This window comes from Enterococcus sp. AZ194 (assembly GCF_051713825.1).
GTDB lineage: Bacteria > Bacillota > Bacilli > Lactobacillales > Enterococcaceae > Enterococcus_K.
The window spans coordinates 3,611,825-3,634,025 of the sequence record NZ_JBIOQR010000001.1 but is presented as its reverse complement, the minus strand read 5'-3'; the positions used below and the strand labels follow the sequence as shown (position 1 = coordinate 3,634,025).

General features: G+C 38.5%; 20 protein-coding genes. 19 read left to right on the top strand and 1 reads right to left on the bottom strand.

Annotated elements, in window-relative coordinates; translation table 11 throughout:
- Positions 1-19: 19 nt before the first annotated feature.
- From IGI37_RS16900 to IGI37_RS16850, 11 genes are all read left to right on the top strand, one after another.
- A complete protein-coding gene (locus IGI37_RS16900) occupies positions 20-652 on the top strand; it encodes a bifunctional 4-hydroxy-2-oxoglutarate aldolase/2-dehydro-3-deoxy-phosphogluconate aldolase (protein ID WP_438763242.1) in 633 nt (210 codons plus the stop codon).
- A gap of 76 nt (positions 653-728) precedes the next feature.
- Complete coding sequence (locus IGI37_RS16895; RefSeq protein WP_438763241.1) at positions 729-1,436, top strand: HAD family hydrolase; 708 nt, start codon at positions 729-731, stop codon at positions 1,434-1,436.
- A gap of 208 nt (positions 1,437-1,644) precedes the next feature.
- Positions 1,645-2,181, top strand: a complete 537-nt coding sequence (locus IGI37_RS16890) for a 5-bromo-4-chloroindolyl phosphate hydrolysis family protein (RefSeq protein ID WP_438763240.1) — start codon at positions 1,645-1,647, stop codon at positions 2,179-2,181.
- Entirely contained in the window at positions 2,181-3,098 is a 918-nt protein-coding gene (locus IGI37_RS16885; protein ID WP_438763239.1) for a hypothetical protein, read from the top strand. The genes IGI37_RS16890 and IGI37_RS16885 overlap by 1 nt, the downstream gene beginning before the upstream one ends.
- A gap of 193 nt (positions 3,099-3,291) precedes the next feature.
- The gene (locus tag IGI37_RS16880) at positions 3,292-4,077 is read left to right on the top strand and encodes a PHP domain-containing protein (RefSeq protein ID WP_438763238.1); all 786 of its coding nucleotides are present in this window, start codon (positions 3,292-3,294) and stop codon (positions 4,075-4,077) included.
- 425 nt (positions 4,078-4,502) lie between these two features.
- Positions 4,503-5,426 (top strand): phosphate/phosphite/phosphonate ABC transporter substrate-binding protein, encoded by a 924-nt coding sequence (locus IGI37_RS16875; RefSeq protein ID WP_438763678.1) that lies wholly within the window; start codon positions 4,503-4,505, stop codon positions 5,424-5,426.
- 189 nt (positions 5,427-5,615) lie between these two features.
- Complete coding sequence (phnC, locus tag IGI37_RS16870; RefSeq protein WP_438763677.1) at positions 5,616-6,383, top strand: phosphonate ABC transporter ATP-binding protein; 768 nt, start codon at positions 5,616-5,618, stop codon at positions 6,381-6,383.
- Positions 6,380-7,159 carry a phosphonate ABC transporter, permease protein PhnE gene (gene phnE, locus IGI37_RS16865; RefSeq protein WP_438763237.1) on the top strand — a complete coding sequence of 260 codons (780 nt, stop codon included), beginning with the start codon at positions 6,380-6,382 and terminating at the stop codon, positions 7,157-7,159. The genes phnC and phnE (IGI37_RS16865) overlap by 4 nt, the downstream gene beginning before the upstream one ends.
- 3 nt (positions 7,160-7,162) lie before the next feature.
- Positions 7,163-7,939 (top strand): phosphonate ABC transporter, permease protein PhnE, encoded by a 777-nt coding sequence (gene phnE / locus IGI37_RS16860; protein WP_438763236.1) that lies wholly within the window; start codon positions 7,163-7,165, stop codon positions 7,937-7,939.
- Between the two features lie 14 nt (positions 7,940-7,953).
- Entirely contained in the window at positions 7,954-9,162 is a 1,209-nt protein-coding gene (locus IGI37_RS16855) for a bifunctional metallophosphatase/5'-nucleotidase (RefSeq protein WP_438763235.1), read from the top strand.
- A 252-nt stretch (positions 9,163-9,414) separates the two neighbouring features.
- Positions 9,415-10,356 carry an FAD:protein FMN transferase gene (locus IGI37_RS16850; protein WP_438763234.1) on the top strand — a complete coding sequence of 314 codons (942 nt, stop codon included), beginning with the start codon at positions 9,415-9,417 and terminating at the stop codon, positions 10,354-10,356.
- A 73-nt stretch (positions 10,357-10,429) separates the two neighbouring features.
- Here the strand turns inward: IGI37_RS16850 and IGI37_RS16845 are convergent, their stop codons facing one another.
- Positions 10,430-11,383 carry a LysR substrate-binding domain-containing protein gene (locus IGI37_RS16845; RefSeq protein WP_438763233.1) on the bottom strand — a complete coding sequence of 318 codons (954 nt, stop codon included), beginning with the start codon at positions 11,381-11,383 and terminating at the stop codon, positions 10,430-10,432.
- 214 nt (positions 11,384-11,597) lie between these two features.
- Between IGI37_RS16845 and IGI37_RS16840 the strand changes: the two genes are divergently transcribed.
- From IGI37_RS16840 to IGI37_RS16805, 8 genes are all read left to right on the top strand, one after another.
- A complete protein-coding gene (locus IGI37_RS16840) occupies positions 11,598-12,221 on the top strand; it encodes an NADPH-dependent FMN reductase (RefSeq protein WP_438763232.1) in 624 nt (207 codons plus the stop codon).
- On the top strand, positions 12,218-14,647 hold the full coding sequence (locus IGI37_RS16835; protein WP_438763231.1) for a flavocytochrome c: 2,430 nt from the start codon (positions 12,218-12,220) through the stop codon (positions 14,645-14,647). The genes IGI37_RS16840 and IGI37_RS16835 overlap by 4 nt, the downstream gene beginning before the upstream one ends.
- A 21-nt stretch (positions 14,648-14,668) precedes the next feature.
- Entirely contained in the window at positions 14,669-15,898 is a 1,230-nt protein-coding gene (locus IGI37_RS16830; RefSeq protein WP_438763230.1) for an L-lactate MFS transporter, read from the top strand.
- Positions 15,899-16,030: 132 nt separating this feature from the next.
- Positions 16,031-16,702, top strand: coding sequence for a DUF3885 domain-containing protein (locus tag IGI37_RS16825; protein ID WP_438763228.1), 672 nt, complete (start codon positions 16,031-16,033; stop codon positions 16,700-16,702).
- 57 nt (positions 16,703-16,759) lie between these two features.
- Positions 16,760-17,497, top strand: a complete 738-nt coding sequence (truA, locus tag IGI37_RS16820; protein ID WP_438763227.1) for a tRNA pseudouridine(38-40) synthase TruA — start codon at positions 16,760-16,762, stop codon at positions 17,495-17,497.
- Positions 17,498-17,901: 404 nt separating this feature from the next.
- The gene (licT, locus tag IGI37_RS16815) at positions 17,902-18,735 is read left to right on the top strand and encodes a BglG family transcription antiterminator LicT (RefSeq protein WP_438763225.1); all 834 of its coding nucleotides are present in this window, start codon (positions 17,902-17,904) and stop codon (positions 18,733-18,735) included.
- Between the two features lie 93 nt (positions 18,736-18,828).
- Positions 18,829-20,685, top strand: a complete 1,857-nt coding sequence (locus IGI37_RS16810; RefSeq protein ID WP_438763224.1) for a beta-glucoside-specific PTS transporter subunit IIABC — start codon at positions 18,829-18,831, stop codon at positions 20,683-20,685.
- A gap of 16 nt (positions 20,686-20,701) precedes the next feature.
- On the top strand, positions 20,702-22,111 hold the full coding sequence (locus IGI37_RS16805) for a glycoside hydrolase family 1 protein (protein ID WP_438763223.1): 1,410 nt from the start codon (positions 20,702-20,704) through the stop codon (positions 22,109-22,111).
- The last annotated feature ends 90 nt before the right edge of the window (positions 22,112-22,201 follow it).

The window sequence follows — 22,201 nt, the reverse complement described above, 5'->3', positions numbered from 1 at the left end:
TAGAAAGCAGGATTGTTAAATGACGAATAAAGAAATTTATCAAAAATTACTGGACACTAAATTGTTACCCTTATATACAGTAACTAACTTAGCATATCTAGATAAAGTAGAAGAACTATTGATTAGACATGATGTTCGATTTATTGAAGTAACCTTTAGAAGTGATTTAGCTTGTGCAGCAATAAAGCAGTTAGCCAAATCAGGGCAATTGATTGTTGGTGCGGGAACAGTAAGAACGGTGGAAGAAGCGAAACAAGCAGTTGAGAGTGGCGCCCAATTTATCGTCTCACCAGCCATCTCGCCAACAGTTATTGATTATTGTTTGACCAATGAGTTATTGATTTTCCCTGGAACCGCAACACCTGGCGACATTCAAAAAGCTTTTGAATACGGGATTAAAACAGTGAAATTTTTCCCAGCAAATATTTATGGAGGTCTAAATGCCATTAAAGCACTGAGTGGTCCGTTTAGCGATATTAAGTTTTTGCCAACAGGTGGCATTGATGAAGCTAATTTTATGGAATATTTAGAGTATGACAATATTGTTGCAGTAGGTGGCTCCTTTATTCTGTCTGAATCTGATGTAATGGATGATGGTGGGGAAAAAGCAGACAAAAAATTAGAGAGACTAATGAAAAAATTAAATCAATAGACTGAAAGAGTTAAATGAGGCTGGCTACCATAGTTAGTCTTATTTAACTCTATTATCACAAAGGAGTAGGTTAGATGTGACCTTAGTAATTTTCGATATGGATAGATTAATGTTTGATACGGGAAGACTAGCCTATCGAGCATACTATAAAACTGCTCAAAAATTCGATATAGAATTAAACCCTGCTGTCTATTATCACCTAACAGGAAGAAATGAGCGAGGTATAAGAGAAGAATTGAAAAAGCTTTATGGCGAAAATTTACCAACAGATACCTGGCGAGATTTTATGAATCAAGAAAAGAATCGAATATTATTGAAGGAGCAACGCGTGTATAAGAAAAAAGGGTTGTTAAAGTTATTAGCATATTTAAAAAAAGAAAACTATTTAATTGGACTAGCTTCTTCTACAAAGAGAGAGACTATCTTATGGTATCTTGAACTTGAGAAAATGCCTGCAGTTTTTGATGTGATTGTTGCTGGGGATGAAGTTTTAAAGGGGAAACCAGACCCAGAAATATTTTTAATAGCTTGTGAAAAGTTAGGGGTAACACCAGAGTCTGCGATTGTCATAGAAGATTCGTTTTCAGGGATTGGAGCGGCTTTCCATGCAGGAATTCCAGCCTTTTTAGTAGAAGATGACCTTACTGATTTACCTAATTTTGAAGGCAAACATAAAATTCAACAAACGCTCACAGCTCGTCAGAAACAATCTGACTATCCGATGAAAAAGTTCGACAGCTTACTGGATATTATGGCGTATTTCAAAGATAGGCAGAAGCTGTGAAACAGTTGACGGTCAAAAATGAATAGAGTATGATCCCCATACAATTGTATCCAACGTACCATTTTTTGAATTACGTGGGTGCTGTACTGGACTAGGTAAGAAAATATTTAGAGTACTATAACAATAAGCACGGAGTTTTTTTGTGATGTTTTCTACTTTGTCTTCATGGTATAATCTTGTTTGAGAAGTAAAAGGAAGTGGGGCACTTATGATAGAAATCATTGTGATAGGTGGAATATTACTTACAAGTGGAATCAGTATAATAAAGAATCGGTTGAAGGAGAACAAGGTACATAATACAAATATTCGAATGTATCAAAAAGAAAAGGGCTTAACGGATTCGGAGTTGAACTTGTTGAGGGAGACTCTTGGAGAAGTTAAATCTCTTATTTTAAGTTGGGAAAAGACGAATATAGGCATTAAGGACCTAAATATAGTAGAGGCACAAGAATCGGGTATAAAATCTGCAAAAGAAATTTTTCAAGAGCTGATGGAAAATCCTAAGAAATTGAATCAGTTGAACGAGTTTCTTTATATAAAATTGCCTGGGGTTGTTGATGCTTCAAAACGAGTACGTAAAATACGTGAATCAGGTCTGTCAACTCCTGAGATTGAAGAGTCGGTGAAATCGATGGTCCATACTATTCGAGTGATTTCAGCAAGTATCACAGACGACTATGAAGCAATTGTTCAAGAAGATTCAGAAGAAATCGCCTTAACGAAAAAAATTATTGGAGAAAAGTAATGGGGAAGAAGAAACAATTTTATGATGACTATGATGCGTTATTTCTAAAAAAGAAAGTAGAAACAAGTGAAATCTCTAAGCAAGTAGGAAATTCGAAGGCTCAGCCCAAAAAGCAACAAAAAACAAAAGCTTCTTTTTCTAATACTAAAAAAAAGAAATCTGTGAAAGAAAAGCAATCAGCTAAACATAAAATTAGCTTTCGAGCAGTTGGTTGTTTTGTGGCTATCGTGGTCTTGACTCTTGTTTGGCAGGGCTATTCAAAGGGGCAAAATAATTCTAATTACAAGGGGATTAAAACTGAGTATGTGGATATTTACCCATTAAAAGACGTCGGACTTGAACGATTGAAGGCAATAGATTTAAGTAATCCGTTAGTTGCTACAGTTGATGAGAAAGTGATTCATTTTAATAAAGGATATCGTATAAAGATTACGGGTGATGTTGATATTGAACAGAAAAAAGATGAGCTGTCTGTTTTGCCAACGAATAAAGAGTATCCCAATACACTAAGGATTGCTTCGTTATCCTTTTATGAAGGTCGAAGTTTTCTTCGTTCTGTAAATATAGGAATGTCGGGTAATTTAATTGAAAGCTTGAAAAATTATATGAATAAAGCAGATAATAAAAAGGCCTTCACAAAAGCTTACCCACAAGAAATGATTGACGATATTCAGACGGGTTATGTTGTTCAATATGAAGAAAATTCAAGCTATATTTCTTTGACTCTTCAGCGCTATTTTATCTTTTCGGATGGGACCGGTGTGTGGTTAGATATGTATACAGGAAGTTCGGATTCCATTAAACTTAATAAAAAAGATAGTTTCTCTGAAATAAAAAAAGCCTATCCTGAGGACTTTAAGTTTTTAGAAGATAGCTTGACATTTGAAAAAGAGACGGACGCAGCAGAGAAAAAATAAAAGCTAACCCAATAAACAACAAGTGTCAAAAATATTGGGATAACATCGAACAAGAAAAACAGCTACTCTCTTCCGTTATTTTAGAAGAAGCCGCAAGCTGTTTTTTTGTTTTATTTCGTGAACCCTAGAAGAATTTATGCTATCGTTGAGTTGTGAGAAAAATTTTATTTACTTGACCTCTGGAGGGAAAATCATGAAGTATTATGATCAACATCTGCACACCTATTTATCATTTGATTCTACGGAAACATTTGAAAATTATTTAGATAAGGGAGTAGAGATATTTGTGTCTACCGATCATTTTGATTTGAAAAATCCTTATACCGATTTTAATGACGATGTTCCGGATTATGACATTTATTGTGAGAAGTTAGCTGAGTTAGAATCAAAATATAAAACGCGTTTGCTAAAAGGAATCGAAATAGGCGTAGTTCCAGGACAAGAGGAAACAATCATCGACTTTTTGAGCCAAAGAACGTACGATGTCAAAATTTTGAGTATCCATCAAAATGGTAAAATCGATTTTATGGATCCGATTGTGAAAACGAAGCTGAAGCTTGATGTGGCAACAGAGTATTTCCAACAGATGGATCGTGTACTTGAGTCATTTCCAGAAGGGAACATTCTGGCACATTTTGAGTATGGCTTAAGACAGTTGGAATTATCAGCGAAAGAATTGGAGGAGAATTTTGAGCCTTTGTTGATCAAAATTTTCAAAAAAGCAATTACTCGTGAGATGGGATTTGAGTTAAATGCGAAAAGTTTTGTGAACTATCATAATGCCGAATTATATCGATATGCTGTGCCGCTGTACAGAAGTCTAGGTGGTAAGTTATTTACATTAGGATCAGATGCCCATGTAGCGCAAGACTATCAATTAGGCTTCTCGGAAATGACGGCGTTACTTAAGGAAAATGAGGTGAAACAGCTAGTTGTTTTTCAAGGTAATGAACGCTTTATGACCGACTTACCTGAGTAACGAGCAGTCGTGTCTAAATCAGGAATAGAAAGACTTTAAGAACAATCGAATGAAAATAGAGTGGTTGAATCGTATAGATGAAATACAAACAATTAAGTCAGAGATATCTTCTGGCTTTTTTGTTTGGGATACATTAACAGATAGCAGACTAAAGAAAGAATCTTAATCGGCAAAAAAGTATTGTATTATCAATGGGGCTGCGAGGCAACGTTCGTGTATGTAACGCTTTCTTTTTTAAATGAGTCAATTTTAACAAAAAATATCTTGTTTTATTGCGAATATACAAATAGAATAAAGATGTTAGTGAAAAAACACGAATGATTTGTTTGTCGAACGCTTAAATGATAGAGATTTCAAAAATGCAAACTAGGCTAAGTTGTTCATTAACGACTAAAAACGACTTTAAAGGGGTAGTTGAGATGAAAATCGGGTTTAAGAAAATTGCTTTAGTATCAATGATTGGACTGTCTTTAGGATTAATCGCTGGTTGTGGGTCTTCAAAAGACAAGGCAGCAGATGCAGAAAAAACATTAGAACTGCAATTTGTTCCAACGAATAACGATGGATCAATGGAAGCAAAGGCAAAACCTTTTGCAGAATATCTAAGTGATAAATTAGGCCGAAAAGTGAATGTGACATTAGCAACAGACTATTCAACGATTGTCGAAGCAATGGCTTCAGGAAAAGTAGATATCGGCATTATGCCACCAGCAGCATACGTTCAAGCGCGTAATCAAGAGGCTGCAACAGCTATTCTTTCTTCAGAATTAGGCGCATATAATCGTGAAACAGGTTTGCCAGAAGAAGGTAAATTATCTGGTTCATTTAAAGGAGAAGTTTTGGTCCGTACAGACAGCGGAATTGATTCATTAGCTGACTTGAAAGGGAAAAAGATTGCGACACTAAGCCCAACCTCAGCTAGTGGTTATATTTACCCAATCGCCGAAATGATGGACTTAGGGATCGATCCAATGACTGATTTGACTTTAACGACTGTAAACGATATTCCAAGTGAAATCACAGCAGTCCTAAATAAACAACAAGATGCTTGTTTTGTTTTTGAAGGAGCTAGAAATGTTTTTGCTTCAAGCTTTGCTGATAATGATTTATTTAAAGATTTGAAAGTTTTATATCTAACAGAAGGCGATATTCCAAATGATGCGATTGCTGTTCAACCTAAAATGGATGACAAGTTAAAGGAAAAAGTCAAAGAAGCTTTCTTAGCAATGCCAAAAGATGAAAAAGGCGCGGAAACAATGGCTATTTGGGGACACAAAGGGTATGTGGAAGCCGATGATAAAAACTATGATACGGTAGATAAATATACGAACAAAGTAGCAGAACAATAAAACAAGTAGTAGCTAGGAGATTGTGGTATCGGTTATTTTAGCTGATACTGCAATCTCTTCAAAGTATGGTCTAAGAAGTCAGAGTGGGTTTGTTGACGGAATGTTTTGATGGATAAGTCATTAATCAATCAAACGTTGAGAGTATCAGTCACACCTAACATAAATAAAACAGAAAATAAAGGAGCTCACATGATAGAATTTACAAATGTCACCAAAATTTATCCTAATGGTACTAAAGGATTGAACCAGATTAATTTGACTATAGAAGACGGAGAATTTGTTTCTATAATTGGTTTGAGTGGAGCTGGAAAAAGTACGTTGTTACGTTCAATCAATCGTTTAAATGAAGTCTCTGAAGGAGAAATCAAAATTGATGGAACCTCAATTACAGCAGCTAAAAAGAAAGAGCTTCGCCAAATTCGCCGCAATATTGGGATGATTTTTCAAAGCTTTAATTTGGTCAAAAAAAGTACAGTACAAAAAAACGTTATTTCGGGACGTCTAGGTTTTTACTCCACACTTAAAAGTATTTTTGGGCTATTTTCCAAAGAAGACTACGAGTTGGTCAATGATGCGCTGAAAAGAGTTGGTTTATCTGATAAGCTTCAATCTCGAAGCGATGAATTGAGTGGCGGACAACAACAACGAGTGTCTATTGCGAGAACTTTAGTTCAACAAGCCTCGATTATTTTGGCAGATGAGCCGGTTGCTTCACTGGACCCAATCACTACACAGATGATTATGAAGGACTTACAAAAAATTAATCGTGAGTTAAACCGGACTGTCATTGTGAACTTGCATTCTGTGGATCTTGCACGAGAATTCTCAACAAGAATCATTGGGCTTCGACAAGGAGAAGTAGTGTTTGATGGCACTCCTAATGAAGCGACTAATGAAGTGCTGACAGAAATATATGGAGCGGATATTTTAAAAGAGGACCTTGGTGAAGGCCAATGAAGATAAAAGATACGGTTCATCACAATTTATATAAGCATTTATTTTTAATTTTTTTGGTGATAGTTTGTGTGATAACTAGTGTTCAAGTCACGGGAGCAGTTGCTTCAGATGTTTTTAATAACCTTGATCAAATGGCATTATTTTTGAAGCGTTTCTTATCGCCGGATTGGGCCTATTTACCTAAACTGATGGCACCGATGATGAAGACAATCAAGATGTCTGTCGTTGGGACGACAATTGGTGTTTTAGTAGCGATTCCTTTTGCTTTTTTGGGAACCACGCTTGTTACTAGAAATCCCTGGCTCACAACAATCATTCGTTTTTTAATGGGGGTTGTTCGGACGATTCCCAATCTTTTATTAGCGGCTCTTTTTGTGGCGATGGTTGGAATCGGTGAGTTCACCGGAGTCTTGACGATTGCAGTCTTTACTTTTGGAATGGTTTCTCAGTTGATTTTTGAAGCGATTGAGACGATCGATTTGGGCCCGATAGAAGCAGCAGAGTCTGTAGGGGCCAATAAAATACAAATTGCTTTTTGGTCAATTGGGCCACAAATTTCTCATCAAGTTGTTAGCTATGCATTGTACGCTTTTGAAGTGAATATCCGTGCTTCAACAATCTTAGGATATGTTGGTGCTGGTGGGATTGGTGTTATTTTACAATCCTCATTAAGCTTGTTGAGGTATGATCGTGTCTCTATCATTATTTTCACTATTTTAGTGGTCGTAATTGTGATAGATGCGGTGAGTGAACAAATAAGAAAGAGGTTGGTCTAAGCGATGAATACAAGAAAATTGAAAAAAATCCTGCCAGTTCTGATTGTTCTCTTTATCGTCATGTATTCAGCTCTAGGAATTGACTATTCTGAGGTCAGTAAAATTACGTTTACGAATGTACAAGCTGTTTTTGCGGGTTTATTTAAACCAGATTGGTCCTATGTTTATGATGGCAGTGGAGAAGATTTGGTTGGGTTGCTCTTTTTAACGATTTGTATTGCACTTTTAGGAACCATTATTGCCACAATTTTGGCATTACCTTTAGCGTTTATCAGTGCGCATACGTTGTGGAAATCTAATCGAATTGTTTCACGAGTGGGCAAATTCTTTTGTAATATTTTACGCGCCTTTCCTGAGTTAGTTTATGCGATTATCTTTGTTAAAATGGTTGGTCCAGGTCCTTTTGCTGGGGTTTTGGCAATTGGTGTCCATCAGATTGGGATGTTAGGCAAGTTATACACAGAAGAGATTGAAGCGATGGATGAAGGTCCAGTTGAGTCAATGGAATCTGTGGGTGCTAACTTCTGGCAAACACTTTTTTATGCACGGATTCCTCAATTGATGCCGACGTTCATTTCGTTTTCATTAAATCACTTTGAGATTGCGGTAAGAAGTGCGGCGACTCTTGGTTTAGTTGGAGCAGGTGGGATTGGCGCACCGATGATTTTTGCGATTCAGTCGAGAGCTTGGGATAAAGTCGGTATCATTTTATTAGGGATTATTGTGACGGTCTTTGTTATTGATACATTTACAGGGTATTTACGTAAAAAATTACAATAATTGGAGAGTAGAAAATGACAGAAATTGTTGTATTAGGAACAAGCGATATCCATGGATTTTACTCAGCAACAAATGAAGGCGTAGGCGGGCTAAACTGCCTTGCATCTGTTTTTGAGAATGAAAAGAAGCCGATTCTTATTGATAATGGGGATTATTTGGTTGGCAGCCCAGAAGCGACTTTTTATAACGCAACACTTGATGTATCTCCGCTTATGACAATCGCCAACCAGCTAGGAATTGATGTGATGGTTCCAGGAAATCATGAATTTGATTACGGAATTGAGTTTTTGAAGAAACAAGCAGAGGCCTTTAAAGGGGCCTACTTGTGCGCCAACTTGGTAGATAATCAAGACCAATTACTATTTGAGCCGTATACGATTATTGAGCGTTACGGAGTGAAGGTTGGTGTCATTGGCGTCGTGACGAGTTACATGTCCCAACTGACCAACTACGAAAAAATTAAATCAGTCAAGTTTCTGGATGTTGTCTCGACTGTCAAAAAGTGGTTGCCGAAAGTCAAAGAGTACGCAGATATCATTATTGTCAGTTATCATGGTGGCATTGAGCGAGATATGAAGACGGGCAATCCTACACAGTATGATACGGGAGAAGATCAGACGTATCGGTTGATTCAAGAAATCCCTGAGATAGATGGGGTGATTTGTGGGCATCAGCACCGAGTGAATCAAGGGAAATTAAATGAGACGGTCTTTGTTCAGCCAGGTTATAGAGGACATTATGTCGGAAAGTTGACGTTTACAGTAGATGCTGAGGGTGTTCAACAAAGGACGAGTGCCTTAATCAATACAACCGTAAATTTTGCAAAACAAGAACTATTTGTCGATAATCAAGACTATCAAGCTTGGTTGCAACAGCCAATTGCACTCGATAATTTTGAAGCGTACCTTTCAGAAACATTTGGTCAGACCATTCACTGTATTGAGTTAAACGGCAAGACCAATGAGCAATTTAGGACTAGCTTCAAAGCGCCTTATATGGTTTCTTTGTATCATCTTTCTTATGATGAAACGCTAGAAATGTTAAACAAGGGAACCCTCTCAGGTTTGGCAATTGTACAAGGTGAACTCCAACCAAAACAAGCGAGTTATCGCATTTTGACGAATAGTACACAGTTTCCAAGCTATCGATTAGAAAAAACCTATGTTAATAACATTTGGGATGAGTATCGAGCCTTTCTTCGGTTAAAGAGTGAGCTTAGTTAGGATTATTAGTAGAAAAAGAATAAACGTTTGAGATTGAGGTTGGGACGAAAGCAACTCGGTTTTCGGAGGTGAACAGGTTTATCCCACCCTCTTTTTAACAGTAAAAATATAAACGAATATTAGTGGGGAATTTGTAACGGAGTACTCATTTGCAACAGTAATTTTGAATAAAAACAAACGAGTCATTCAACAAACCCGTGACAAGAGTTACCGTGCTATACTAGCGTTAGTACAAAAAAGGAAGTTGGATAAATGAAGATTGCTAAGCGGGTATTACAGTTGATGGGGACAGTGATTCAACTGCAGATAGAGCACGAAACGCCAGAATTACTATTGGATGAATCCGAAGAACGCTTGATTGATTATGAAAAAAGGTTCAGTGCTAATAATCCGGATTCGGAACTAATGTCGGTTGCACACCAAGCGGGGATTCAGCCGGTAAAAGTCGACATGGAGTTATTTGAGTTAGCTTTTATTGGGGCTGAACAAAGTAAAATTCCGACAAGCTTTTTAAATGTTGCTATTGGTCCATTAGTGCAGGAATGGCGCGTCGGATTTAGCGATGCAAAGTTGCCGGATGAAGAGAAAATTCATTCATTGTTGAAGCGAATTGATCCTGAAAAAATCGAATTTGATCAGATAAATCAGACGATATTTTTGCGTGAAAAAGGGATGTCTATTGACTTAGGTGGACTAGCAAAGGGCTATTTTGCAGATAAAATAATTGCTTATTGCCGTCAAATGAAAGCAAAGTCTGCGTTGATTGATTTAGGGGGGAATGTTCTGACTTTTGGACCGGCCCCAAATCACTCGGATGGGAAATGGCGCGTAGGGATTCAAAACCCCTTTTTGCCTCGAGGAAATTATGTGACGGTTCTCAAAACCGCAAATCAGTCAGTGGTAACATCAGGAGTTTATGAGAGACAGATGGAGTGGCAAGGGAAAAAATATCATCATATTTTTGATAGTCAGACAGGGTATCCTTTACAAACGGATTTGGCTAGTTTGACGATTGTCTCAGAAAAATCCTTAACTGGTGAGATTTGGACGACACGGTTATTTGGAAAAACGGCCAAAGAGGCTTTAAATGAAATCAATCAGACGTCTGAAATTGAGGGAATCGTGATGACCGTTGAAGGAGAGATTGCCTTTAGTAGAGGCATGACTGCGATGATTGAAGGCCAAGTAAAGTAAAGGAATAAAGGGCAGACAAAAAAGAAACGGCAGTCAAAACTAGGGAATAAAAAAACGAGGAATCACCGCCTAATTAATCGGTGATTTCCTCGTTTTTTTCATCTAGTCTTTTTTGTATATTTGTTAAAAAACCGTTCATAAAGGCCTGTTCAGTCTCACTTAGCGCACGATTATTGAGATGTGCGATAAAATAATTGAGCGAGACATCCTCTTGAGAAAGACGACAAATATTATAGTTTCCGCCTGTTTCATGTACTTGAACACTTTCAGGAAGAAAGGTTACGCCAAGGTTTTCTTGTGCGAGTTTGGCAATTGTAAAAATATTATTACTTTCAAGCACAACTTCAGGTTGAATAGAAAATTTCTGAATCAAATAATCAATTTGGTGTCGGATAGCCGAACCATGGATTGTTAGAATAAGTTTTTCATTAAGAAGATCTTCCAGAGAAATCGTCGAATTATTGACAAAACGAACCCCTTTTTGATAGAGCTTGGACGACTCAGGAATAATCGCATAATAGCCGTGTGGGCCACGCTCATGGGCAGTTAGCTGCGGAGAAAGGGTCTCAGGGTTTTGACCAATAAAAAAGTCGAGTTGACTATTAATCGTTCTTATCTCATTTTTATGCGGGACATCTTCGACTAATTCCACCTTCACCTGAGGATGCTGACTCAAAAATTCTGGTAAAAATAAAGGCAACAAATACGTCCCTAAACTAGAAAGAACGCCCACCTTTAGAATGGTTTTTTCTGGTGAAGTGTAGGTGTCTAGCTTCTTTTTGAAGCGATTCTGTTCGTTAAGCAAGCGGTTTAAGTAGTGATAATAGATTCTGCCAGCTTCCGTCAGTTGAAGAGGTGTCGTTTGCCGATCAATGATTTCAACGCCGAGTTCTTTTTCCTTTTTCTTAATGACTTGGGTGAGGTACGGCTGAGAAATATAAAGACTTTTTGCTGCTTTTGTATAATTGCCATGTTTTACGAGCATTTCTATAAATTGAAGCATGGTGAGAGAGTCCGTTTGTCCCACAGGAAATACCTCCAGTTCCTCTGTTTAATTTGGCTATAACAAAATAGTTATCGTTTGATAATTAAATAAATATTTCACAATCTAAACTTTCTGTCTTAAACTATGACTAAACAAGTGAATAGTTACATTTATTTTACCTGTATTTTTAAGGAATTGAAAGTTTATTTTTTTCTTCCTTATTGTTCAATAAATCACAAAAAAAGGAGAGTTTTATATGAAATTAGTTGGAATTGTCGGAACAAACGCGAATCGCTCAACCAATCGTCAGCTACTACAATTTGTTAAAAAACATTTTAGTCAACAGGCCGAGATCGAAATCTGTGAAATAAAAGAGCTGCCGGCCTTTAATGAACCTGAGGACAAAACAACACCAGAAAAAATTCAAGACTTGTCAGATAAAATCGTAGCCGCTGATGGTGTGATTATCAGCACGCCTGAGTATGACCATGCCATTCCAGCAGCGTTAAAAAGTCTGATTGAGTGGCTATCTTATACGACTCGCCCCTTAATTGATAAACCAGTCATGATTGTGGGGGCTTCACACGGTTCTCTAGGGTCATCTAGAGCACAAGCCCATTTGCGTCAAATTCTGGATGCACCAGAGTTAAAAGCACGTATTATGCCTAGTGCAGAGTTTTTATTAGGTCGTTCTTTAGAGGCTTTTGATGAAGCAGGACAATTAGTTTATCCAGAGAAAGTGAAAGAGTTAGAAGAATGTTTTGATGAATTTTTATTATTTGTTGAAATCACAAATCAATTAGTAAAAGATCATCGCTTTAAGACTGAACAAAATAAACAGTTTTCTTGGGAAACAGTGAATGGAGGAAACAACGAATGAAATTTGTCGGAATAGTTGGAACGAACGCAAAAAAATCATATAACCGGATGCTATTGGCTTTTATGCAAAAACATTTTGAAGCAAAAGCGGAGATTGAAATTTTAGAGCTAACAGACGTGCCTATGTTCAATGAGTCAGAGGATCAATCAGATAGCCCGATTATTCAACTGTTTAATCAAAAAATATTAGAGGCAGACGGAGTGATTATTGCAACACCTGAGCATAATCATTCGATTCCTTCCGCTCTAAAAAGTATCTTAGAGTGGTTATCGTTTAATCTGCATCCATTTGATGGTAAACCTGTAATGATTGTCGGCGCCTCTTATGATGTGCAGGGATCGTCTCGTGCACAGCTTCATTTACGTCAAGTTTTAGATGCACCTGGGGTTAACGCAACAGTGATGCCAGGCTCAGAATTTTTATTAGGAAGAGCAAATCAAGCGTTTGACGAAAATGGTCAGTTGAAAGAAGAACGAACGATTGATTTTCTAGAAAGCTGTTTCTGGCGTTTCTTACGTTTTACAGAGGTTGCTAACTTGTTGAATGAACCAGAAGAAGTCGTGTTTGAACCAGGAGCATTTACTGTTACTGCACCAGGACACAATGGTGATTTGCCAATGGTTGTGACTCTTTCAGAAGAGCGAATTGAAAAAATTGATATCGATACGTCTGGTGAATCTGAAGGGATTGCAGATGTCGTATTTACTCGGATTCCAAAACAAATTATTGAAGGCCAAACCTTAAATATTGATGTTTTATCAGGGGCTTCTGTTACAAGTAACGGGGTTATCGACGGAGTAGCCAAAGCAGTTAAGTTGGCAGGTGCCAATCCTGATGTACTTAGAAAACGGCCAAAACCAGCGAGCGCATTACGCAAAGAAGATGAAGAATACACGACAGATGTTGTTGTTGTGGGTGCAGGTGGGGCTGGTTTGACGGCTGCTTCGAAGGTCTTACAAGAAGGTAAAAACGTGATTGTCGTTGAGAAATTCCCGGCAGTCGGAGGCAATACAGTTCGTACAGGAGGACCGATGAATGCGGCAGATCCTCAATGGCAAAAAGAATTTGCGGCCATTCCTGGTGAAAGTCATACCTTAAAAGAAATGCTTGAAATGGATGAGAATCAAATTGATTCAGAGTATCGTCAAGATTTCAGAGACCTACAAAAAGAAATTCAAGCCTATTTAAACACGAATTCAGGACAAGAAGGTCAGTTGTTTGATTCAAAATTGTTCTACCGGATGCAAACTTATCTAGGTGGGAAACGAAAAGATTTGAATGGTCAGCCAATTTACGGGCAATATGATTTGGTAAAAATTTTAACGGATCGTTCGTTAGAATCAGTTGAATGGTTAGAAGAAATTGGTGTGGAATTTGATAGAAAAGATGTCACTATGCCAGTGGGTGCGTTATGGCGTCGAGGTCACAAACCATTGAAAAACGAAGGGTATGCGTACGTTTCTGCGTTAACTACGTTTGTTGAAGAGCATGGTGGAACAATCATCACAGACACACCTGTGAAAGAGTTATTAGTAGAAAATGGGAAAGTTTGTGGCGTGATTGGTGAAGGGATGAATGGCCAAGCAATCACTATACATGCGCAAGCAGTCGTGCTCGCTTCGGGTGGATATGGCGCAAATACAAAAATGTTAAAACAATACAATACGTATTGGTCAGAGATTGAAGATGAGATTAAAACCTCTAATTCACCAGCAATTACAGGGGATGGTATTTTATTAGGCCAAAGTGTTGGCGCTGATTTAGTCGGAATGGGCTTCTCACAAATGATGCCCGTCTCTGATCCAGAAACAGGCGCTTTATTCAGTGGACTACAAGTGCCACCTCAAAACTTTGTGATGGTCAACAAACAAGGGAAACGTTTTGTGAATGAGTATGGCAGTCGTGATACGTTAACGCAGGCCGCGATTGATAATGGTGGACTCTTCTACTTAATTGCAGATGAAAAAATTAAAGAGACGGCCTACAATACCAGTCAAGAGAAGATTGAAAAACAAGTGGTGGCAGGAACGTTGCATCGTGCGAATACGCTAGAAGAATTAGCAGAGAAATTGGGCATGGACCCAGTCGTTTTTGTTGAAACGATTAAAAATTATAATCATGCGGTTGAAATTGGTGAAGATTCAGAATTTGGTAAAGACGTGTTTGATTTGAAAGTAGAGCAAGCACCATTTTATGCGACACCAAGAAAACCAGCTGTTCACCATACGATGGGTGGCTTGAAGATTGATACGAAGACCCATGTTTTAAATGAAGCAGGTCAAGTAATCGATGGATTATACGCAGCGGGCGAAGTAGCCGGCGGGATTCATGCTGGTAACCGCTTAGGTGGAAATTCCTTGACGGATATCTTCACATTTGGTCGAATTGCCGGACAAACGGCAGTCGAAGAAATGACGCGAGCATAAAATTTTAATAGGAGGGGAAAAATGAATAAATCAATTAACAGATGGCTTATATTAGTAGCATCGACAACTGTTTTATTATGTACCGGAGCCATCTATGCGTTTAGTGTTTTCGCAGGACCTCTAAGTGCCTTAAAAGGCTGGAGCATGGCAGAAATTATGCTAGCATTTACGATTAATTCAGCTGTCGGTCCGATTCCCATGATTTTGGGAGGCTTTTTAACGGATAAAGGCTGGGCAAAAGCCTCGATTGCAGTGGGTGGTTTATTGTTTGGCTTAGGCTTTTTCTTATCAGGATTAGCGAATAGTCCGGAAATGCTGTATTTAACTTATGGCATAATCGGGGGAGTCGGTCAAGGGTTAGCCTACTCAGGATGTTTAAGTAATACCATTCGTTTGTTCCCTGATAAACGAGGGTTGGCTTCTGGGATCATCACAGCAGGTATGGGAGGTGCGGCGATTATTGCAGCGCCTATCGTTAACCTACTGATAGAAGCGCAAGATGCACTGCATGCGTTTCGTGTTCTAGGAATTGCCTACATGTTTGTTATTTCTGTGGCTAGCTTCTTTATCAAATCTGCTCCAGCCAATTATCAACCAGAGGGCTGGACACCGCCAACACCTAAGACTGGTGGAGGAATGGAAAATAAAAATTGGATAAAAATGCTTCAGACGCCACAATTTTACGTAATCTTTTTCATGATGTTTACAGGCGCTTTCTCAGGATTGATGATTGCGTCAAATGCCTCAGTAATTGGTCAAGGCATGTTTGGTATTTCTGCAACCACGGCAGCCTTTTACGTCAGCTTGTACTCGTTAAGTAACTGTATGGGAAGAGTTATTTGGGGAACTATCTCAGATAAAATTGGTCGAAACAATGCCTTAAGTATTATTTTTGGTGTAGTAATTGTAGCCTTTTTATTACTGGTGACCCTTTCTTCACAAATCGGTTTTGCCTTAGGAATTATCATTTTAGGTCTCTGTTTTGGTGGTGTGATGGGTGTCTTTCCACCGATTGTTATGGAAAATTATGGTCCTAAAAATCAAGGTGTGAACTACGGAATTGTTTTCTGTGGTTACTCTGCGGCGGCTTTCTTCGGACCTCGAGTAGCAGTTAGTATGGCGGCTTCAAAGGAAGGAGACTTTACCAATGCTTTTTATGTAGCCATTGGGATTGCTGCGATTGGTTTTGTTTTAAACTTGGTTTATGTTCAATTAAAGAAACAAGCCAAAAACCGTGTTCTTGCAAAATAAAGTATGACTAACGTATATCTTTCAAAGGGTGGTGTTTGCGCTAACCTTTTGAAAGATATTTTTTTGAACAAATTCGGTAGAACCGCCAGAGAATGTGCTATCATGAGATAGAAATACAACAGGAGGAAGTAAATGACACAACAATTAATACAACAGCTGACCGAACAGCTACAAAAAGCGTATATCTGTGAGTTTGCCTATGAACCGGAGAAATTTCTAACGTTTGATGGGACACGTGCTTACCATATGCGAATGAACCTTTCTTATTTTTATCTAAAAGATGGGGATAAAATTACTAGAGAAGTCTTAAAAAAAACCAGCGAATTTGTCAAAACAATGATTGATTTTATTTTTAAAGATGCCTCAGAGGTGCTTCTTTTTGAATATGTCTATAACCCAAAACAATTAAGGAGATTCATTCGACAATCACAAATTGTTAAGGATCATTTTGTTTTTTGTACAGCAGAAGATCAGGAAGAGACTATGTTAAGAACGGTTCGCTGTTCCATCAATCATCCAAGTGAGTTGTACAAATTGGTTATTTCTTCTGTATATCAAGATTTTCGGCCGTATAATCAAACAATTTCAAAAATAAGTAATACTGTGGTTTTGTTGAATCCAGATAAGGATATTCTGATTGATGTCTATGATGATCGAGGCTGTGATATTTACTGTCGGAGAAAAGAGGATTATCATGCCTTATTAAACTTCTGCAAAGAAAGAGTCGATCACTATACAAAAATGATGGAAAAACAAGACTATGAAATCATTGATTCGCCGTATGGGATACGTTTTAGAAAATAAAGTGCTTAAAAGAAAAGAACATCACTCGCTGAATGAGACAAATGGAGGAATAATCACATGCGAAATATCAAATTAACGATTGAGTACGATGGGAAACGTTACTTAGGGTGGCAACGACTAGGTGATTCTGATAAAACGATTCAAGGAAAAATAGAGAGCGTAATTGCGCAGATGACAGGAGAAACGATTGAAATTATCGGGTCAGGTCGAACGGATGCAGGAACGCATGCGAGAGGCCAAGTGGCGAATTTTAAGACAGAGACAGAACTCTCTGTTGAAGCCATGCGCACCTTTTTTAATCGTTATTTGCCACGTGATATTGTCGTAAAAGAAGTTGAAGAGGTGGCTGACAGATTCCATGCGCGTTATAACGCGCAAGGAAAACAATATAGTTATTATGTGTGGAATCATGAGGTCCCTTCTGCTTTGAACAGAAACTACAGCTTTCATGTTGCCCAACCATTGGATAGAGAAAAAATGAAGCAAGCTTGCGAAAAATTGATAGGGACACATGATTTTATCGGCTTTTCTGCTTTGAAAAAAACGAAAAAATCAACGACACGGACCATTCGTCAACTGACGATTCAAGAAGAAGGTGACCAGCTGCATTTTGTGTTTGAAGGTAATGGCTTCTTGCATAAAATGGTGCGTATTTTAACGGGCACATTGATAGAAATCGGTTTGGGAAAACTGGACGTCTCAGTGATTGATGAAGTGCTAGAATCCAAGGTCAGAAAAGATGCAGGCGAGACCGTGCCCGCGCATGCGCTATTTTTGGATAGGGTGGAGTATTGAGAGAGAAGGTCAGATGTTCAACAATAAGTATCTAAAAGAAGAACAGCCAGCTGTTAAAGAAAATCACAGTCTGGGCTGTTTTTTTTTACAGTAGTTTCTGTTTTTGTGTTAAAAAAATATAAACTAGCGATCACCCCTAGTCGCAGTGACAGCCTAAAATAAAACGCTTTGATAACCTGGAATCAAAAAAGCGGATTGACATCGGTTTCAGATAATGATAAGATTTGGTTTAAGGTTAGATGTTATTACTTCGGGTAAGCAGGACGAACCTTAATGTATAAGAGATTCAAATGTTGAAGAGTGGATGTTATCACAGAGATGTGAGCAGGACCTATTTACGTTGCACAGGAATGAAGTGCAGGTAAGTGGGCTTTTTTATTGCAATGGTTAGCGAGAGGGTAATTATGATCATAAAACGAGTGCTAAACAATAATACAGTAATATCTAGTAACAGTAAGGGGTTAGATGTCTTATTAATGGGTAAGGGGATTGCTTTTGGTAAGAAAAAAGGTGATCGTGTTGAAATAGAAAGTATCGAAAAAACCTTTATCTTACATGACAAGGCGGCTCAAAGTAAATTTACGGAGCTGATGATTGCGGTCCCTATGGAGCAAATTTTGGTTGCCGAAAAAATCATTAACTTTGGTAAAATCAAGCTAGGCAAACAGCTGAATGAAATTATTTATGTGAATTTAACAGATCATATTCATTCAACGATTGAGCGGTATGAAGAAGGAATTATTTTGAAAAATCCTTTGAGATGGGACATTGCGAGGTTCTATCCTGATGAATATGTGATTGGTGAAAAAGCGATAGAGTTGATTCGAAATGAGCTGAAGGTGAGTCTTGAAATCGATGAAGCGGCCTTTATTGCAACCCATTTTGTGAATGCAGAAATGTCGCAAGGCGATGGGCTGGCGTATGGGATTGCTGAAATTACCAAACAAGTGGAGCAGATTGTCAAAGAGTTTTATCGAACGGAATTTGATGAGAGTTCGTTAGATTACTATCGTTTCATTACCCATGTAAAGTTTTTCGCGCAACGGTTATTGTTAGGCGATCACTACGAAGATACGGATGCCGAGTTACTAGAAATGATGAAGAAAAAGTATCAAAAGGAGTATCAATGTGCCCTGAAGATTAAGGAGTTCGTTAAGGTGCAACACGAGTATGAGTTGAGCTGCACAGAAATTCTCTATCTTACGGTACATATTCGACGAATCACAAAAAATTTATAATGAAAATAGGATTGTTATCCAAACGGAGCATGACCTAAGACAACGCTGAGTAATCAGCTTGTTTTGGGTCGTTTTTTATTAGGAGGAGAAAAAATGAATTATTCAGAATCAGCAAAAGAGATTTTACAACATGTTGGGGATAAAGAAAATATTCAATCGGTCACGCATTGTATGACTCGTTTACGTTTTGTCTTAAAAAATGAAACCGTAGTAAATGATGAACAAATCAAAAAAATTCCAGGGGTCATGGGTGTCATGAAAAAAGGGGGTCAATATCAAATTATCATGGGCAATGATGTGGCTAACTACTACAAAGAACTGAGTAAACTTGGAAACTTTACGACTCAATCAGTATCAGAAGCGAAAGAAAAAAAGAACGTTTTTGATGCCTTTGTAGATGTAATTTCTGGCTGCATGTCGCCGTTAATTCCGGCTCTTATTGGCGGGGGTATGATCAAGGTTATCTTAATTTTATTGCCTTTATTAGGTTGGCTAAGTGAGACGTCACAGAGCTATCAAGTGCTGGCTTTTTTCGGTGATGCACCGTTTTATTTTATGCCAGTAATGCTCGCGTATACAGCAGCCCAAAAATTTGGTGTAACGCCGATGTTAGCCGTGACTATCGGTGGGATTATGTTACATCCTAACTTTATTGCGATGGTTACAACGGGTGATGCAGTCAGCATTTTCGGCTTGCCGATTACTCTGGCTACTTACAGTTCATCGGTGATTCCAATCCTTATGATGGTTTGGTTGATGCAATATATCGAAGGATTTTTTGATAAAATCATTCCAACTGTTTTGAAAAGTTTTCTAAAACCATTATTAGTAATTGTTATTTCAGGTATTTTAGCGTTAGTCGTGGTGGGACCTCTAGGGACATATGCTGGGGAGCTGTTGTCAACGGTCATCTTATGGATTCAAGGGAAAGCTGGTTTCTTAGCATTAGGAATTATGGGCGCATTGATGCCGCTAATCGTTATGACCGGGATGCACTGGGCATTTGCGCCAATTTTCTTAATTGCCTCTGTTCAAAATCCAGACGTTTTAATTTTGCCAGCGATGTTAGCCGCTAACTTGGCACAAGGCTCAGCGTCTTTAGCAGTTGCCTTTAAAGCCAAAGATAACAATACGAAAACGGTCGCTATGGCGGCTGGAATCTCAGCCTTGTTAGCTGGTGTGACGGAGCCTGCGTTATATGGTGTGACGTTAAAATATAAAAAACCTCTTTATGCAGCGATGATTGCTGGTGGTCTTTGTGGTATTTATATGGGCTTCACGGGGCTTGAATCTTATGCGTTTGCGGTGCCTTCACTTGTTGCGCTTCCTCAATTTATTGGCGGAGTAGGTAATGGCAATATCATTAATGCGGTGATTGTGGCGATTGCTTCAATTATTATTACCTTCGTTTTAACGCTGGTATTTGGAATCGACGAAGAGGTGGACGTGGTTGAATCAGCAGTTGTGCCTTCTTCTATTGAAGGTGGCAGTCATAACCCGAAAAAAATAGTTACCCCTGTTAAAGGAGCGGTTGTTCCTCTAGAAAAAGTTAATGATTCGGCGTTTTCTAGCAAAATGATGGGAGAAGGAATCGCTATTCTTCCGACGTCCAATCAAATAGTTGCGCCATTTAGCGGGACAGTTGCTGCCGTTTTTCCGACCAAACATGCGATTGGGCTAGTAAGTGATTCAGGTATTGAGTTATTGATTCATGTTGGTATTGATACGGTGGAATTAGAAGGAAAATATTTTGAAAGCTTTGTTGAGAATGGGGAGCGTATTGAAACGGGTCAGCTTTTATTAAACGCCGATTTCGAAAAAATTAAAGCAGCTGGCTATGATACTATCACACCAATCGTCGTTACTAATTCCAAGGATTATATTGAAATTGTAGCAAAAGATGAGATGAAGACAGCCACTGAAAATGAAACAATCATCTATGTGGTCTAAGTTAGGAGAAGAGAAAATGAGTAGATTTCCAGAGAATTTTTTATGGGGTGGCGCCATTGCAGCCAACCAAGCAGAGGGTGCTTATTTGGAAGATGGTAAAGGCTTGAGTGTCGAGGATGTCGCGCCTCATGGATGGAAAGGTCGTCCGACTAGTGAGCCAACGTCTGATAATCTAAAGTTGGTGGGGATTGATTTTTATCATCGATATAAAGAGGATATTCGTTTATTTGCAGAGATGGGGTTTAAAGTGTTTCGCCTATCGATTGCTTGGTCAAGAATCTTTCCAAATGGAGATGAAACGGAGCCAAATGAAGCCGGGTTAGCCTTTTATGAGCGAGTATTTGAAGAATGTGCAAAGTATGGAATAGAGCCTCTAGTAACCCTGTCTCACTATGAAACTCCGTTACATCTATCAACTACTTATGATGGGTGGCGTAGTCGGAAATTAATTGGGTTCTTTGAGCATTATGCGCGGACTGTGTTTGCGCGTTATAAGGATAAAGTGAAGTATTGGCTGACATTTAATGAAATTAATTCGATTACCCATGCGCCCTTTCTAAGTGGTGGCATTTATACGCCACTAGAGGAGTTGAGTAAACAAGATATCTACCAAGCGATTCATCATGAGCTAGTCGCAAGTGCCAAGGCGGTAAAAGCTTGCCATGAGATTATCCCCGATGCACAGATTGGTTGTATGGTCTTAGGGATGCCCATTTATCCACTAACACCTGCACCAAAAGATGTTCTAAAAGCCTTAGAAACGGAACGAGAAAATTATTATTTCTCGGACATTCAGGTTCGCGGATATTATCCAAGTTATACGAAACGTTTCTTTGAAGAGCAGGACATTCAACTGGAAATGACAGAAGATGATTTGGCTTCACTGAAAGAAACGGTTGATTTTATTTCCTTTAGCTATTACATGTCCACGTGTGAGTCAACAGATCCAAACCAAGAGACTGGCGAAGGCAATATTCTAGGTGGCGTACCGAACCCGTATCTTACGGCTAGTGAATGGGGCTGGCAAATTGATCCAGAAGGCTTGCGTTACTATTTAAATAATCTCTATGATCGCTACCAAAAGCCGGTCTTTATCGTGGAAAATGGGTTAGGAGCAATTGATAAGTTAGTTGAGCTTTCTGATGGTTCAAAAACGGTGAATGATGAGTATCGTATTCAATATATGAATGACCATCTTGTACAGGTCAGTGAAGCAATTAAAGATGGCGTTGAGATTATGGGTTATACTTCTTGGGGCTGTATTGATTTGGTCAGCTTCACAACAGCAGAGTTGAAAAAACGATACGGGATGATTTATGTTGATAGACAAGAAGATGGTAGTGGTACATTGAATCGTTATAAGAAAAAAAGCTTCTATTGGTATAAAGAAGTGATTGAGTCGAACGGCGCGACTTTAGTTGAATAAAACAATTCGCTGATTTAGAAGAACACTTAAATAATAAAATGAATCCTTTCAAACGAGCCTGCAAAAAAGCAGCAGATGTTCGTTTGAAAG

Excerpts from the sequence above, each read along its gene's own strand:
- licT (WP_438763225.1), top strand. The coding sequence starts at position 17,902 with ATGATCATAAAACGAGTGCTAAACAATAATACAGTAATATCTAGTAAC.
- IGI37_RS16835 (WP_438763231.1), top strand. The coding sequence starts at position 12,218 with ATGAAATTTGTCGGAATAGTTGGAACGAACGCAAAAAAATCATATAAC.
- IGI37_RS16805 (WP_438763223.1), top strand. The coding sequence starts at position 20,702 with ATGAGTAGATTTCCAGAGAATTTTTTATGGGGTGGCGCCATTGCAGCC.
- IGI37_RS16890 (WP_438763240.1), top strand. The coding sequence starts at position 1,645 with ATGATAGAAATCATTGTGATAGGTGGAATATTACTTACAAGTGGAATC.
- IGI37_RS16880 (WP_438763238.1), top strand. The coding sequence starts at position 3,292 with ATGAAGTATTATGATCAACATCTGCACACCTATTTATCATTTGATTCT.
- IGI37_RS16830 (WP_438763230.1), top strand. The coding sequence starts at position 14,669 with ATGAATAAATCAATTAACAGATGGCTTATATTAGTAGCATCGACAACT.
- phnE (WP_438763236.1), top strand. The coding sequence starts at position 7,163 with ATGAATACAAGAAAATTGAAAAAAATCCTGCCAGTTCTGATTGTTCTC.
- phnC (WP_438763677.1), top strand. The coding sequence starts at position 5,616 with ATGATAGAATTTACAAATGTCACCAAAATTTATCCTAATGGTACTAAA.
- IGI37_RS16855 (WP_438763235.1), top strand. The coding sequence starts at position 7,954 with ATGACAGAAATTGTTGTATTAGGAACAAGCGATATCCATGGATTTTAC.
- IGI37_RS16825 (WP_438763228.1), top strand. The coding sequence starts at position 16,031 with ATGACACAACAATTAATACAACAGCTGACCGAACAGCTACAAAAAGCG.
- phnE (WP_438763237.1), top strand. The coding sequence starts at position 6,380 with ATGAAGATAAAAGATACGGTTCATCACAATTTATATAAGCATTTATTT.
- truA (WP_438763227.1), top strand. The coding sequence starts at position 16,760 with ATGCGAAATATCAAATTAACGATTGAGTACGATGGGAAACGTTACTTA.
- IGI37_RS16810 (WP_438763224.1), top strand. The coding sequence starts at position 18,829 with ATGAATTATTCAGAATCAGCAAAAGAGATTTTACAACATGTTGGGGAT.
- IGI37_RS16840 (WP_438763232.1), top strand. The coding sequence starts at position 11,598 with ATGAAATTAGTTGGAATTGTCGGAACAAACGCGAATCGCTCAACCAAT.
- IGI37_RS16885 (WP_438763239.1), top strand. The coding sequence starts at position 2,181 with ATGGGGAAGAAGAAACAATTTTATGATGACTATGATGCGTTATTTCTA.
- IGI37_RS16900 (WP_438763242.1), top strand. The coding sequence starts at position 20 with ATGACGAATAAAGAAATTTATCAAAAATTACTGGACACTAAATTGTTA.
- IGI37_RS16850 (WP_438763234.1), top strand. The coding sequence starts at position 9,415 with ATGAAGATTGCTAAGCGGGTATTACAGTTGATGGGGACAGTGATTCAA.